General features: G+C 70.6%; 14 protein-coding genes. 1 reads left to right on the top strand and 13 read right to left on the bottom strand.

Annotation, left to right across the window (positions count from 1 at the left end; genetic code table 11):
• The 12 genes from R6V09_RS28525 to R6V09_RS28580 form a co-directional block, all read right to left on the bottom strand.
• Nucleotides 1-900, bottom strand: a 900-nt coding sequence (locus tag R6V09_RS28525; RefSeq protein ID WP_317884311.1) for an NAD(+)/NADH kinase, incomplete at its 3' end; no start/stop codon positions are given.
• Between the two features lie 29 nt (nt 901-929).
• Entirely contained in the window at nt 930-1,793 is an 864-nt protein-coding gene (locus R6V09_RS28530) for a zinc-binding dehydrogenase (protein WP_317884312.1), read from the bottom strand.
• 11 nt (nt 1,794-1,804) lie between these two features.
• The gene (locus tag R6V09_RS28535) at nt 1,805-3,457 is read right to left on the bottom strand and encodes a thiamine pyrophosphate-binding protein (protein WP_317884313.1); all 1,653 of its coding nucleotides are present in this window, start codon (nt 3,455-3,457) and stop codon (nt 1,805-1,807) included.
• Complete coding sequence (locus tag R6V09_RS28540) at nt 3,454-4,518, bottom strand: amidohydrolase family protein (protein WP_317884314.1); 1,065 nt, start codon at nt 4,516-4,518, stop codon at nt 3,454-3,456. The genes R6V09_RS28535 and R6V09_RS28540 overlap by 4 nt, the downstream gene beginning before the upstream one ends.
• Entirely contained in the window at nt 4,515-5,396 is an 882-nt protein-coding gene (locus R6V09_RS28545) for an HpcH/HpaI aldolase family protein (protein ID WP_317884315.1), read from the bottom strand. Before R6V09_RS28545 ends, R6V09_RS28540 begins: the two co-directional genes overlap by 4 nt.
• Complete coding sequence (locus tag R6V09_RS28550; protein ID WP_317884316.1) at nt 5,393-5,968, bottom strand: SRPBCC domain-containing protein; 576 nt, start codon at nt 5,966-5,968, stop codon at nt 5,393-5,395. The genes R6V09_RS28545 and R6V09_RS28550 overlap by 4 nt, the downstream gene beginning before the upstream one ends.
• A gap of 66 nt (nt 5,969-6,034) precedes the next feature.
• The gene (locus tag R6V09_RS28555; RefSeq protein WP_317884317.1) at nt 6,035-6,841 is read right to left on the bottom strand and encodes an ABC transporter ATP-binding protein; all 807 of its coding nucleotides are present in this window, start codon (nt 6,839-6,841) and stop codon (nt 6,035-6,037) included.
• A 202-nt stretch (nt 6,842-7,043) separates the two neighbouring features.
• On the bottom strand, nt 7,044-8,171 hold the full coding sequence (locus tag R6V09_RS28560) for a lactonase family protein (RefSeq protein ID WP_317884318.1): 1,128 nt from the start codon (nt 8,169-8,171) through the stop codon (nt 7,044-7,046).
• A 153-nt stretch (nt 8,172-8,324) separates the two neighbouring features.
• A complete protein-coding gene (locus tag R6V09_RS28565; RefSeq protein WP_317884319.1) occupies nt 8,325-9,017 on the bottom strand; it encodes a response regulator transcription factor in 693 nt (230 codons plus the stop codon).
• Complete coding sequence (locus tag R6V09_RS28570; RefSeq protein WP_317884320.1) at nt 9,014-10,330, bottom strand: sensor histidine kinase; 1,317 nt, start codon at nt 10,328-10,330, stop codon at nt 9,014-9,016. The genes R6V09_RS28565 and R6V09_RS28570 overlap by 4 nt, the downstream gene beginning before the upstream one ends.
• A gap of 127 nt (nt 10,331-10,457) precedes the next feature.
• On the bottom strand, nt 10,458-11,303 hold the full coding sequence (locus tag R6V09_RS28575) for an ABC transporter permease (protein ID WP_317884321.1): 846 nt from the start codon (nt 11,301-11,303) through the stop codon (nt 10,458-10,460).
• Entirely contained in the window at nt 11,300-12,235 is a 936-nt protein-coding gene (locus R6V09_RS28580) for an ATP-binding cassette domain-containing protein (protein WP_317884322.1), read from the bottom strand. Before R6V09_RS28580 ends, R6V09_RS28575 begins: the two co-directional genes overlap by 4 nt.
• Before the next feature lie 300 nt (nt 12,236-12,535).
• Between R6V09_RS28580 and R6V09_RS28585 the strand changes: the two genes are divergently transcribed.
• Nucleotides 12,536-13,648, top strand: coding sequence for a glycoside hydrolase family 53 protein (locus tag R6V09_RS28585; RefSeq protein ID WP_262056728.1), 1,113 nt, complete (start codon nt 12,536-12,538; stop codon nt 13,646-13,648).
• A 64-nt stretch (nt 13,649-13,712) separates the two neighbouring features.
• Here the strand turns inward: R6V09_RS28585 and R6V09_RS28590 are convergent.
• Nucleotides 13,713-14,529 (bottom strand): glycoside hydrolase family 26 protein (locus R6V09_RS28590; RefSeq protein ID WP_317884323.1); only part of this gene is annotated, 817 nt, incomplete at its 5' end.

The following is a 14,529-nucleotide window of genomic DNA, read 5'->3' on the forward strand; positions in this document are numbered from 1 at the left end:
TCGGACGAGGCGGACCCGCTGCGGGGCGCGGAAGACGCCGATCCAGTCGCCGGGGTCCAGGACGCCGCGCAGCTGGCCGTCGACGCTGACGGCGGCCTGTCCGGAGTGGGGCAGCACGCGCAGGCCGATCGGTTCGTCGGGGGCGGCGACGACGCTGCGGTCGAAGGTCATGTGCGGGGCGATGGGAGTGAAGACGAGGGCGTCCATGTGGGGCGAGAGGACGGGTCCGCCGGCGGCGAAGCTGTAGGCCGTGGACCCGGTGGGGGTGGCTACGGCCAGGGCGTCGGCGGAGTAGCTCGCCAGCAGTCCGCCGGCCAGGTAGACGCCGACGCTGACCTGCCGGTCGCGGGCCAGTTTCTCCAGGACGACGTCGTTGAGGGCGGTGACGTCCAGCGCGCAGCCCCATCCGCCGCCCTCCGTGGTCTCGGGCCGAACCTGCGGCGGCGGCAGCATGGGACCGCGTCCGTAGCGCAGCAGGGCCTCCATCTCCGCCGGGATGTCCAGGGGCCGGGAGGCGCGCATGGTCAGCGTCATGCGTTCCTCCACCACGGCCCGGCCCTCGTGCACCGCGTCGAGGGCGTCGCCGACGTCGCGGGCCGGGACCTCGGTGAGGAAGCCGACCTTGCCGAGGTCGACGCCGAGCACCTCGGCTCCGCTCTTGACGGCGATCCGCGCCCCGCGCAGGAAGGTGCCGTCGCCGCCGAGGGTGACCACGAGGTCGGGGTTGCCCGCGGCCTCGGCCTCCTCTCGTCCGGTCCTGCGCTGGTGGTCGTCGCCCCACACGTCGATCTCGGTGCAGCGGACGCCGTGTGCCTCGCTCCAGTCGTGCACGGCGCGCGCCGCGTCCCGGGCGGTCGCGCGTCCCTGGTGGACGACGAGGCCGATACGGCGTACGGGCATGGGGTCCTCCAGGGAGTGCGGTCGGCGGTTCAGCGGGGGCGGGCGGCGCGGAGTTCGCCGGCCAGGGCGGGGCGTTCGTCCGGCGGGACCAGGCTGAGCACGATCTTGCCTCGGGTGTGGCGGCGCTGCACCTGCCGGTAGGCCTCCTGGACCTGTTCCAGCGGGTACACCTCGCTGATGTGGACGGTGAGCAGTCCTTTGGAGACCAGTTCGGCGAGTTCGGCGACCAGTTGAGGGGTGAAGACGTCCTCCTGGGCGCGGCTGCGGACGCCGTGGCGGGCGACGGCGCGGCCGTCGGCGAGGGTGTTGATCCGCTGCGGGGCCACGCCCAGCTCGATGGCGATGTCGACGTTGCCCTGTCCGAAGGTGTCGACGAAGGCGTCGATCCCGTCGGGTGCCGCGGCCCGCAGCAGGTCGGCGACCCGCCCGGCCTGTGAACGCCGCACGCAGGCCGGTTCGCGGTACTGGGCGACGTGGGGTTCCTCGGTGGTGACCCAGGTGATGTCGGAGGCCTCGACGCCGTACTCCTCGCGCAGGATGCCGCGTACCCACAGGCCGGTGGTCTGGCTGTAGGAGCGCACGCCCACCCGGCGGCCCACGAGTTGGCCGGGGGTGAGGTGCGGTCCGTCCGGGAGGCGGGTCAGGGAGCGGTGGTGGGTGCCGCCGATCATCACGACCGGCAGCAGGGTGACCGGCACGCCCGCCGCACGCGCCTGGAGGTAGGTGGCGAGGGCCAACTCGCAGACGTCGTAGGCCAGTTCGCGGACCATGTGGGCGAAGGCCGGGTACAGCGGGGACGACTCGACGAAGCGGCAGTCGCCGCCCAGTACGGGGGTCTCCTTCAGCCGTCGGGTGTGCGGGTAGTCGCCCAACAGGACGGTCAGCGGTGTCATCGGTGGCCGCCTCATACGTCCTCGCCGTACATGAGCCGCCGGTAGGGGACGCTCAGTACCTCGCGGGTGATGCGGACGTCGATCACGGTGGGCCGGGGTGCGCGCACGAACTCCGTGACGGCGGCGGTCAGTTCGGCCGGGGTGCGGACCGTGGCACCGGCCCCGCCCAGGGCCACGGCGACCGGGCCCAGTTCGGGTGTCGGGATCAGGGCGAGGTCCGGATCGAGGCCCTTGGAGCGGGACTTGTGGTACTCGGCGCCGAGTCCCTCGTCGTTCATGACGACGACCAGCAGCGGGATGCCGTACCGGCAGGCGGTCTCGAACTCGGAGAGGTGCATCAGGAAGCTGGCGTCGCCCTCCACCACGAATCCGGGCCGCCTGCCCTCGGCGACCAGCCGGCCGATCGCGAGCAGCGGGGCCTGGCCGATGGCGCCGAACATGCCGTAGTTGGAGAGGACTTCGCGGGAGCGCTGGAACAGCATGGTGCCGAAGTCGACCTGGTGTCCGCTGCCGAGCACCAGGCCCATGTCGCCGGGGAGTCCGTCGTCCAGGATGCGGATCGCTCGGCGCGGGTCGATGCGGCCCGGTTCGTCCACGTACGAGTCCGGGGGCCGGAGCGGTTCGGCGAGGCGGCGCAGTACGTCGTCGGTGTGGAAGCCGTCGAGGTGGACCGAGCGTTCTTCCAGGGCACAGGTCAACTCGCCCACGGCGGCTGCCGCGTCGGCCTGGATGTAGCAGTCGGCGGCCCTGCCGTTGCCCATCACGATGTGCGGGGCGACGTCGATCTGGATGTACCTGGCCTCGGGGAAGAGGTAGCCGTGCTCGATGGTGTAGCTGTTGAGTCCGGCGCCCACCGCGATCACGCAGTCGGCCTCCTGGAGGAGCTCCGTGGCCGCCTTGCTGCCGAAGAGGCCGGCCAGACCGACGTGGTAACGGGTGCTGTCGCACAGCCAGTTCTTCGCCTGGAGGGTGGTGGCGAGGAGCGCCCCGGTCCGCCGTTGGAGAGCGAGCACCTCACCGCCTGCGCCCGCGCGGCGCGCCCCGCGTCCGGCGACGATCACCACGCGTTTGCTCTGCCGGACGATGTCGCAGGCCGCCGCGATCCGCGCCGGGTCCGGGAGCAGGCGGGGGCTGTCGAGGAGGGCGAGGGAGGGGACGTACTCGTCGTCGTCCTCCAACTCCCCCTGCTGGATGTCGATCGGGGCGCTCAGCATCACCGGGCGTGACTCGGTACGGGCCTGGTAGAAGGCGCGCTGTACGGCTTCCTGGGCCTGGTCGGGGCGGGAGAGGTGGACGAAGCCGCACTCGATCGCGGCGGCGAAGCGGCGCTGGTCCAGGTACTGCACGGCGCCCTGGTCGCCCCAGCTCGTCTCGCCGCAGAAGGCGACCAGCGGGGTGCGCGCGCGGTTCGCGACGATCATCGAGGTGGCCAGCTGGGAGGTGCCGGGGCCGCTGGTCGCCGTAACGACCCCCGGGCGTCCGGTCGTTCGCGCCCAGCCGTCGGCCATGCCGAGGCCGGAGCCCTCGTGCCGTACCTCGTAGAGGCGGACCCCGCGCCGGTCGAGCGCGTTCATCCAGTGCATGTTGGCGTCGCCCATCATGCCGAAGACGTCGCTGGTGCCCTCCTTGACGAACGCCTCGGCGAGAGCTTCGTAGGCCTTCAATTCCGGTCCTCCTTCGGGGTGTTGGGTTCGGCGTTCTTGAGCACGCCGGCCAGGCGTCCGAACACGCGCAGCGCGTTGCCGCCGTAGATCGCCCGCCGGTCGGTGTCGCTGAGCGTGTCGAGGGAGTCGAGGAGGTATTTGGTGTCGTCGAAGCGGTGCCCGGTCTCGGGGTCCACGCTGCGGACGGCGCCGATCATCTCCGAGGCGAAGAGGATGTTCTCGGCGGGGACGACGTCGACGAGGAGTTGCATGCCGCGCCGGTGGTACACGCAGGTGTCGAAGTAGACGTTGCGCAGGACCGCCTCCTCCAGCGGTGGGCGGCCCTGGTCCTGCATGACGCCCCGGTAGCGGCCCCAGTGGTAGGGGACGGCGCCGCCGCCGTGCGGCAGGATCAGCTTCAGGTCCGGGAAGTCGGTGAACAGGTCGGACATGCACAGCTGCATGAACACCGCGGTGTCACCGTTGAGGTAGTGCGCGCAAGTTCCTTGCAGGGCGGGGTTCCTGGACATCGCCACATGGACCATCGCGGGCACATCGAGTTCGACGAGCTTCTCGTAGAGCGGGTAGTACACGCGGTCCGTGAGGGGCGGCGCCTGCCAGTAGCCGTCCGAGGGGTCGGGGTTGAGCAGGCAGCCGACGAAGTCCAACTCCTCGACACAGCGCGCCAGTTCGGTGACGGAGTTGCGGACCGAGGCGGGCAGGGCGTCCCCCGGCGACTGGGGCAGCTGGCACACGCCGACGAACCTGCCCGGGAACAGTCCGCACACCCGGGCGATGAGGTCGTTGCTGACCCGGGACCAGTCGAGGCTGGTGTGCTCGTCGCCGTAGTGGTGGGCCATCTTGCCGGCGCCCGGGGAGAACAGCCCGAGGTCGGTGCCGCGCTCCAGCTGGAGCTTCAACTGGCCTTGTTCCACCGCGTTCTTGATCTCGTCGTCGGTGATGTGCAGCTCATCCGGCGATACGCGGGCGCCGGATTCCTCGAAGGCGCGGATCTGCCGCTCCCGCCAACTGCCCAGCGCCGGTGGGGCGGTGGTGAAGTGTCCGTGGCTGTCGATGATCACCGCGCTGTCTCCCTTCCCGTGGTGCGGCCGGTCAGGGCGCGGCCCAGGTCGAGGCCCGGGTAGGTGCGGACGGGCGCCGACATCAGGAAGCCGTAGCCGTCGTCGAGCACCTGCTTGACGTTGTCGGCGGTGACATGGGGATGGCCCACGGCGATGCCGCGCTCCCCGCAGACGTCGAGGACACGGCGCTTGGCGTCCAGGACGCGCGGATGCTCGTACTGGCGCGGCACGCCCAGTTCCTGGCTGAGGTCGCCCTCGCCGATGAGGATCAGGCCGATGCCGGGGACCCGGTCGAGGATGTCGGGGAGGTTCTCGATGCCGCGCTGGTCCTCGATCATGAGGGCGACGAGGATCTCGCCGTCCGGGTCGAGCGGCCAGACGTCGCTTCTCGCGTAGTACTCGGCGTTGGTGAGGCCCCAGTAGCGGGCCGCCGCGCCGGGGCTGTCACCGCGCAGGCCGGCCGGCTGGTGGCGGGGACTGCCGGGCAGGCTCGGGTAGCGGCAGGCGGCGACCGCGTTGCGGGCCTCGTCCACCGTGGTGATGTGCGGCCAGACGACGCCGTACGCCCCGAGGTCCAGGACCTGTTTGGCGTGCCACTGTGCCTTCTCGCCGCCGTTGGCCGGGATCCGCACGAGCGGGGTGACGGTGGGCGCGAGGCTGTCGGCGGTGTGGATCAGGCGGCGGTTGAGGAGGTACTGGAGGCTGTCCCGCAGGGCGGTGACGTCCCAGGGTTTGTGCTCGGTCTCGAAGACCAGGGCGTCGTAGTCGGTGGCGGCGAACTCGACGGCGGACGCGGGCTCGGGGGCGGCGAAGGAGGCGAAGACGTGGCGTCCCGACTCCAGTGCGCCGATCACGTTGTTGAGCCTGGACGGTGTCATCGCCTGCCTCCTGTCGTCGCCGAGTCGCCGGATACGGAAGGTGTTTGACGTCGCGTCAGGAGCCGGGTCCACCAGGCCCGCAGGCGGCCGAGTCGCCCGAGGGGAGGTGCGACCGCCTCGACACCTGCACAGCGCCGGACGAGCTGTGCCGAGAACTCCCGGGTCATCCGCGAGACCATCGCCCCGGCCCCGGTCTCGACCAACGAGGCGAGCCTGCCGCTCAGTTGGACCTCGCCCAGCACGCTCACGCGTGACTCGCCCGGCCCTTCGCCCTCGGTCACCCGGAACTTGGCGCGGGCGGTGAAGCGGGTACCGCCCTGGCCGTCCTTGCCGCGGGCCGAGAGACGGCCCTCGTGGTCCGACTCGGTGAGATCCAGCGCCACCCGGGCAGCGAATCCCACCTTCATCGCCCCGAACTTGACGACGAGGGTTCCGTCGAAGGAGCCGTCGGCGTGGGCCTCGCCGAGTGCGGCGCCGTTGATGCAGGCGACGACCTCGGAGGGGGTCGACACGACTTCCCACACACGTTTCGGTGGGCTCGGAACGGCGATCTCTTCAGCGATCGATATCAACGCTGGGCACCTCGCAGAGCGGCTCGGCGGCTGGGCGGGTCGGCGAATCGGCGGACTGGGGCGGGCCTACGCGCCCGTGTCCGACGTCTGCAGCTGGGACTTGAACAGGCTCCACAGGTCGTTGTAGAGCTCGGAGAACTCGCGGGACTCGACGAGGGAGCCGATGCTGCGCGGGCGTTCGAAGGGGACGGGCAGCACCCGGCGGATCGTGCCGGGGCCGTCGGACATCACGATGACCTCGTCGGCGAGGTAGATCGCCTCGTTGAGGTCGTGCGTCACGAAGACGAGCGTGCCGCCCCGCTCCCCCTCCCAGAGGTTGAGCAGGTCCTGCTGGAGCTTGAGCCGGGTGATGGCGTCCAGCGGTCCGAAGGGCTCGTCCATCAGCACGATGGACGGGTTGTAGATCAGGGCCCGGGCGATCGCACAGCGTTTCTGCATACCGCCGGAGAGCTCCCGGGGGTAGTGGTCCTCGAATCCGGTGAGGCCGACGACCTTCACCCAGTGGGCGACGCGTTCCTCCCGCTCGGCCCGGGGGACCTTGCGGAACTTCAGGGCAAGTCCGATGTTGGCCCTGACGCTGAGCCAGGGCAACAGGTTGGCCTGCTGAGTGACGTACGCGGCCTCGGAGTTGACGGCGGTCACCTGCTCGCCGTCGAAGTGGACGCGGCCCCGGGTCGGGGCGAGCAGTCCGGCGGCCAGGTTGAGGATCGTGCTCTTGCCGCAGCCGCTGGGGCCGATCACGGCGACGAACCTGCCCCGGCCGACCTGGAAGGACACGTCCTCGATGGCGGGCCGGCGGCTCCCCGGGAACTCCAGGGTGACGTGGTCGAAGCGGAGGGCTTCGGAGTGGGGTGCGCGCTGATCGTTCGACAACTTGGTCTCCTTGCCCGGCCTACACGTAGGGGTTGGGGGGAGCAGTGAACCTGCGCTCGCAGTGGATTGTCCGACAAGCGATGCAGTGAACGTAACAATGGCGACCCATGGCGGCAAGAAGTGTGCAGCAAGAACGTGATGCGCCTTCGCGCTCAACTCCCTTGCCGCGCAGGATTGATGGACAATCCGCCGCGGCCGGACCTCAGCGCACGCAGACGGCGATGGAGTCGGGGTTCGGCAGGGGCAGGGAGTTCCCGGTGCCGGTGAGCAGCCCGGTGCGGGGGTCGACGGCGAAGACGTCGACGGTGCTGCTCGCCTCGTTGGCGACCAGCAGCCAGCGCCCGCTCGGGTGCACGGTGAAGCTCCAGGGCTTCAGCCCTCCGCTGGGGATGCGCTGGAGGAGGGAGAGCAGCCCGGTGCGCCGCTCGATCTCGTACACGACAAGGGTGTTCTCACCGCGACTCGATGCGTAGACGAAGCGGCCGTCGCGGCTGATGGCGAGTTCGGCGCCGCTCTTGGTGCCGGTGAAGTCGGGCGAGTCGATCGTGAGGCTCTGGCGGTGCGTCAGCTCGCCGGATCTTCCGTCCCAGTCGAGGAGTTGGAGTTCCGCGGTGAGCTCGGTCAGCAGGTACGCCTTCCGCCCGTCCGGATGGAGGACGAGCCGTCTCGGCCCGGCGCCGGCGTCGGTGGCGTAGGCGCCGGGACCCGTCTCGCCCGGGGACAGCGCACCCGTCGTACCGTCGAAGCGGTGGACGAAGACGCGGTCGGCGCCGAAGTCGGGGACCAGGGCGTGGCGGCGGCCGGGTGCCACGACGACCTGGTGCGGGTGCGGGCCCGTCTGGCGCGGGCTGGGCCCCGATCCGGTGTCGACGACGACCGACAGCGGTGCGCCGAGTGTGCCGTCGCCGCGGATCGGGAGTGAAGTGGCCAGGCCCGCCTCGAAGTTGGCGACGAGGAGGGTGTCCGAGGGCCGGTCCACGCCGAGGTACGACAGGCCCCCGCCGGCCGTGCCGCCGCCGTCCGTGCTCACCTGGCCGGTCCGGGTCAGCGCGCCGGTCGTGCGGTCGACGGCGAAGGCCGTGACGATTCCGCCGTCGAGCTGGCTGCCGACGTAGAGCAGCGGGCGGTCCGGATGTGCCGTCACCCAGCCCGAACTGACCTGTGCCACCGGCCCGTTGGACGTCAGGACTCCTTGGACGGGGTCGAACAGGACCGCGTGGACCTGCCCGCCGTTCCAGCTGCCGACGTGGAGAAGATCGGGTCTCGCCTGCGGTGCGGCTTCGGCGGCCGGCGGCACGGCTGTCGCGGTCGCGGTCGCGGTCAGCGCCATGGCGCCCAACATCGTTCTGCGGGACACAGTCCCTTTCATCTCGGCCATGGGAAGCAACAGTTGTCCCGATGCGCCGCACCGTCCACAGCGAGTACGAAGCTGTGCGTACGGGAGATGCAACCTGAGCTTTCACGAACGGGAGCCCCAACCGGTCTACTGATCGGGGGCGTTGGGGCGGGCGAGGCCGAGGTCGTAGGCGAGGATCACGGCCTGGATGCGGTCGCGGGCGCCGACCTTCGCCAGGACGCGGCCGACGTGGGTCTTCACCGTGGACTCGGAGACGAAGAGGCGCTCGGCGATCTCGCCGTTGGTCCAGCCCTGGCCGATGGCGAGCAGGATCTCGCGCTCGCGTTCGGTGAGGGAGCGGATGCGGGGGTCGTCCGTCGCCGGGGCCGCCGCCGGGCCTTCCGGTGCGTGCTTCGGGAGGTGCTGGGCGTAGGCGTCCAGCAGGCGGCGGGTGAGGGCGGGGGCGATGACGGCGTCGCCGGAGGCCACCGCGCGGATGCCGGCGAGGAGTTCCTCGGGGTGGGCGTCCTTGAGGAGGAAGCCGCTGGCGCCGGCGCGCAGTGCCTCGTGGGCGTACTCGTCGAGGTCGAAGGTGGTGAGGATCAGGACGCGGGAGCGGTCGCCTGCCGCGACGACCCGGCGGGTGGCCTCGATGCCGTCCATGCCGGGCATCCGTACGTCCATCAGGATCACGTCGGGGCGCAGTTCGGCGGCCATCCGCACCGCCTCGCCGCCGTGCCCGGCCTCGCCGACCACCTCGGTGTCGGGGTTGGCCTCCAACAGCATGCGGAATCCCAGGCGTTGGAGGGGCTGGTCGTCCACGATGAGCACGGTCGTCATGCCGCTCCCCCGATCGCGTCGGGCGGGGTGAGGTCGAGGGTGGCCCGTACCGTCCAGCCGCCGCCGGAGGCGGGGCCGGCGGTGACGGTGCCGTGGTAGAGGGCGGCGCGTTCTCTCATGCCGGCGAGTCCGTGTCCTTGGTCGTGGCTCGGTGCGGGTTCTGTGGTGGCCGTGCCCGGGCCGGTGTCGTGGCAGTCGATGTGCACGCGGGTGTCCTCGACGTTCACCGTCAGCTCGACGCGGGTGTCGTGGCCCGCGTGCTTGAGGGCGTTGGTGAGGGCCTCCTGCACGATGCGGTAGACGGTGAGCTGGACCCCTCGGTCCAGGGCGGCCGGTTCGCCACCGGTGCGGTACACGACCTGCGGTCCGGCCGCGCGGATGCGGGCGCACAGGGCGTCGAGGTCGGCGACGCCCGGCTGGGGGCTGAGTTCGGGGGCGTCCGGGGTCGGGGTCTGCACGCGCAACACGCCCAGCATGCGCCGGAGTTCACCGAGCGCCTGGCGGCCGGTGTCGCCGATGAGGAGCAGGGCCTGCTTTCCGCGTTCGGGGGCGAGGTCGGTGGCGTAGGCGCCGCCGTCGGCGAGGGTGATGATGACGGAGAGGTTGTGGCCGATGATGTCGTGCATCTCCCGTGCCACGCGGGTGCGTTCGGCGGCGGCGGCGAGTTTGCTGCGCTGGTCGCGTTCGATCTCCAGGCGGGCCGCGCGGTCGCGCAGCACGGCGAGCTGGGCGCGCCGGATGCGGACGACGAAGCCGAGCGCGACGGCCGCGGTGATGGTGCTGAACAGGACGAACAGCGCGTCCAGGACCGGCACTTCGGACGGCAGCCGCAGCGCGAACAGCCCCAGGGCGGCGAGGGTGACCGCACAAGCGACGGGCAGCCGCCGCAACTGCCCGTGCAGGACCAGGCTGTACAGGGAGATGAGCAGGGCGACGTCGGCGCGCAGCCAGACCCCCAGCCCCGCCTGGACGAAGAACACCGCGGTGATCACGGCGAAGGCCGGTGTCGGCCTCCTGCGCCGCCACAGCAGGGGCAGTACCAGTCCGGCCTGCAGCGCGAGCGTCGCGGGCCAGGGCAGGTGGATGAAGCTGTTGTCGAAGCCGCGCCGCCGGCCGTCGTCGTCGTCCAGCAGGTCCGGCAGGCAGAACATCACCGCGACCACGACGATCAGGGCCGTGTCCAGCACCCACGGATGTCTCCGGTCGCCCTGTTTGATCCGCCGGCCGAACCGGGACAGCCCGCCGGCCACGGGGTGACTCCACGGGAGGTCGGTCTCCGCGAACAGCACGTGGGCGGGGTCGTCGGGGCTCATCGGTGTCACTGGTCCGGGTTCATGGAGGTCACCTGTCCATTGTGGGGCCGTACCGCGGAAAGCACCGGCGCGGCACCCGCCTCGTGAACAGGCCGGATGCCGCGCCGTGGCCGCGGGAGCGACCGGCTCAGGCGTCGGTCCGCACCAGCCGGTAGGCGGCCCCGGCCAGCGCGAGCGCCGTCCAGCCGAGGAAGACCAGGAGTCCGGCGCCGGGCGAGAGGGTCGTCGAGTCGTGGGTCAGCGCGAACATCGCCTGGCCCGCGTTGCTCGGCAGATAGAGGCTGATGTTGTCCTGCCACGAGCTGGGCAGCAGTTCGATCAGTCCGGGCACCAGCATCAGCGAGGCCACCAGCACCGAGATGCCGCCGGCCACCGAGCGCAGCCACGCGCCCAGCGCGGTACCGATCACGCCGACCAGACCGAGGTAGAGCCCGGCGCCGAGCAGACTGCGGACGACTCCGGAGTGCGAGAAGGAGAGGGCCGCGGGGGTGCCGGAGACGATGCCGCTCACGATCGGGAACGCTACGAACACCCCGACGAGCGAGATGCCGAGCGCGACGACGCCGAACACGGCGGCCTTGGACCACAGCACCGGCAGCCGGCGCGGTACGGCGGCCAGTGTGGAGCGGATCATGCCGGTCGAGTACTCGCCGGCGGTGACCAGGACGCCCAGCACGCCGAGGGCGAGCTGTGCGAAGTTCGTACCGAAGAGGGAGATGTCGAGCGCGGTGGAGTTGGCGTCGTCGGGCCGCAGGTGCCCATCGTTGTAGGAGGACTTGTAGTGCGCGGCGGCGATCAGGCCGAACGCGATCAGGAACAGCAGGCCGAGGCCCAGCGTGATCCAGGTGGAGCGCAGGGACCACAGCTTGGCCCACTCGGAGCGCAGCACGCGGCGCCCGGTGACCTTGTACGGCGGACGGGCCGGCCGTACGGCTGCGGGTGCGGCGCTGTCGGTCGCGGTGACGGTGCTCACGCGGCCCTCCCTGCGGTCTCGACGGTGGTGGTGCCGTGGTACTCGACGGCGTCCCGGGTCAGGTCCATGAACGCCTGCTCCAACGAGACGGTCCGGGCGCTGAGTTCGAACAGCGGGATGCGGTGCTCGGCGGCCCTGATGCCGATGGCGCGCGCGGTCAGCCCGGTGACGTGCAGTTCCTCGGAGCCGACCTCGCCGGTGATCTCCACGCCGGGACCGGCCAGCACCTCGCGCAGCCGGGCGGGCTGCTCGGAGGCCACGGTGACGGTGTCGCCGCCCGCGTGCCGGACCAGGTCCCGCACGGTGGTGTCGGCCAGCAGCCGTCCCCGTCCGACGATGATCAAGTGGTCGGCGACCAGGGCCATTTCACTCATCAGGTGCGAGGAGACGAAGACGGTACGACCGTCCGCGGCGAGCCCGGTCAGCAGGTTGCGGATCCACAGCACGCCTTCGGGGTCGAGGCCGTTGACCGGTTCGTCGAGCATCACGGTCGCCGGGTCGCCGAGCAGCGCGGCGGCGATACCGAGCCGTTGGCCCATGCCGAGGGAGAAGGCCCCGGCCCGCTTCTTGGCCACGCTCTGCAGCCCGGTCAGTTCGATGACCTCGTCGACGCGGCGGCGCGGGATGCCGTGCGTGTAGGCCTGCGCCATCAGGTGGTCGAACGCGGAGCGGCCGGGGTGGATCGACTTGGCCTCCAGCAGCGCGCCGACCTCCTGAAGGGGCGCGGTGTGCTCGGCGTAGGGCTTGCCGTTGACCGTGACGGTGCCGCCGGTGGGCGCGTCCAGGCCGACGATCATGCGCATCGTGGTGGACTTCCCGGCGCCGTTCGGGCCCAGGAAGCCGGTGACCGTGCCGGGCTTGACGACGAAGTCCAGCCGGTCGACCGCCGTCTTCTCGCCGTACCGCTTCGTCAGCTGTTGCGCCTCGATCATCGACATCCCTCACGCTCACGTGCCACTGCCCCTGCTGGACACCGGCAACGCTAGGAGGAAGGGGGCCCCGAACCCGTCGCACCGAGGGGCCGTTGCGGGGACGGGCGTAGTACCGCGGTACGACTCCACTCTCCTGTTTGTGTACGTTCCCAGCCTGATCGCGCGAACGTCACATCCACCAACTGCGGGAAATACAACCGACACACATATTTACAGTGCCTGTTACCTCTCCTACTGTGAACGTTCTCAGAACCCAACCCGCATGCGCATGCCAGTCGACCCAAGGAGGTCGGGTACCCCGTGAAAATCCCGGGCCGCATAGTGAAGGCCGCCTTGCTGCTGGCCGCAGTCGCCCTGCCGGCGGCGATGCTCACCCCCACCGACGCCGCCGCCGCGAACTCGCTCACGATGCTCGGCGCCGATGTCTCGTCCGCACAGCGCGCGATCGATCTCGGCGCCAAGTACTACGACTCCAGCGGGACCGCCAAGGACCCGCTCGACATCCTCAAGGGTGCCGGCGTCAACTACGTCCGCCTGCGGATCTGGAACAACCCCGCCAGCGGCTACAACAACAAGGCGAAGGTGCTGGCCTACGCGAAGCAGGTCAAGGCCAAGGGCCTCAAGCTGCTGATCGACTTCCACTACTCCGACACCTGGGCCGACCCGGGCAAGCAGTACAAGCCGGCGGCCTGGTCGAGTCACGGCATCAGCGCGCTGCAGACCGACGTCTACAACTACACCTACGACGTCTGCAACAGCCTCAAGTCCCAGGGCACCACCCCGGACAGCGTGCAGATCGGCAACGAGATCAACGTCGGCATGCTGTGGGACGACGGCAAGGTCGTCAACAACAGCTTCACCAACCTCGGTCTGCTGCTGAAGTCGGGCTACAACGCGACCAAGGCGTGCAACAGCTCCACCCAGGTGATCATCCACACCGCCGACGCGGACAGCGACTCCAACGCCCGCTGGTTCTACGACGGCATCAAGGCGCAGGGCGTCAACTGGGACATCACCGGGCTGAGTTACTACTGCATGTGGCACGGCACGCTGGCCAACATGGGCAGCGTCGTCTCGGACATGAAGTCCCGCTACGGCAAGGACGTCATCATCGCGGAGACGGCCTATCCGTTCACCTCGTCCGACGCGGACAGTACGGCGAACTCGGTCACCTCGGGATGCTCGGGCTATCCGCTCACCTGGGCGGGGCAGGGTGCGGAGTTCACCGCCGTGCAGAACACGGCCCGCAGCGCGGGCGCGATCGGTGTCTTCTACTGGGAGCCGACCTGGTACGCGGTCACGGGCAACGGCTGGGACCCGGCCAACATCTCCGGCAGCGGGGACGGTTGGGACAACATGGCGATCTTCAACTGGACCGGCCAGGTCAATCCGAACGTGAAGTGGACGCCGTAGCAGGGTGGTTCGACGGACCGTGAACGGCATCGCCCGCTTCCCCGGGCGGTGCCGTTCTCCGCGTTCAGCGCTGATGATCCGTCAGGGCACGGTATACGGCCGCCGACTTGGGGTTGGCGCGGCAGCGCCACACTCCGTGCGGGCAGTAGTCGCTGATGGTCTGGTAGAGGGGGTGCTGCCCCGCCATCCAGGTGAGCATGCCGCGCACGTAGGCGGGGTTGTCGCCGTTGTCGAACAGGCCCCACTCGGGGTAGGCGATGGGCTTGTGGTGGGTGCGGGCGAAGTCGGCCTGTGCCAACAGCCCGTACGGCTCGGTCAGTTGGCCGGTGAAGGGCAGGCCCCGGGGGGCGTCGTAGGCGTCCATGCCGATGACGTCGACGTAGGCGTCACCTGGGTAGCAGTCGGTCCAGGGGATCGCGTCGTGGCCGCGGTTCGGGGTGAAGGCGAAGCGGAAGCGCTGGCCGGGGACGGACCGCATCGTGGTGACGATACGGGTCCAGTACCGCTTCCACGCCGTGGGGTCGGGCGCGCAGCGGTGGGTGTAGGTGGTGCCGTTCATCTCCCAGCCGAGGACGATCTCGGTGTCGGGGACGCCCAGTTGGACCAGACGGCGGGCGAGCGTGCGGAAGTGGTCGTCGTAGCGCCCGCCCGCCCCCTCCCCCAGTTCGGTGCGCACCACGTCGTCGGGCAGGTGGGCCTCGTTGCGGTCCAGCATCGGGACGTTGAGGACCAGCAGGCGGTCCTGGCGGGCCCGGCGCCACTCGGCCCACTGGTCCAGGTCGCCGCCGGCGCCCTCGATGCCGGTCCAGCTGTCGCCGGGCAGATACGTGTGGCCGACCCGGGGTTCGGGCCGGCCGAGCCAGGCGCCGAACCCCGCGACC

The sequence above is a fragment of the Streptomyces sp. W16 genome, assembly GCF_033194735.1.
Taxonomy (GTDB): Bacteria; Actinomycetota; Actinomycetes; order Streptomycetales; family Streptomycetaceae; genus Streptomyces.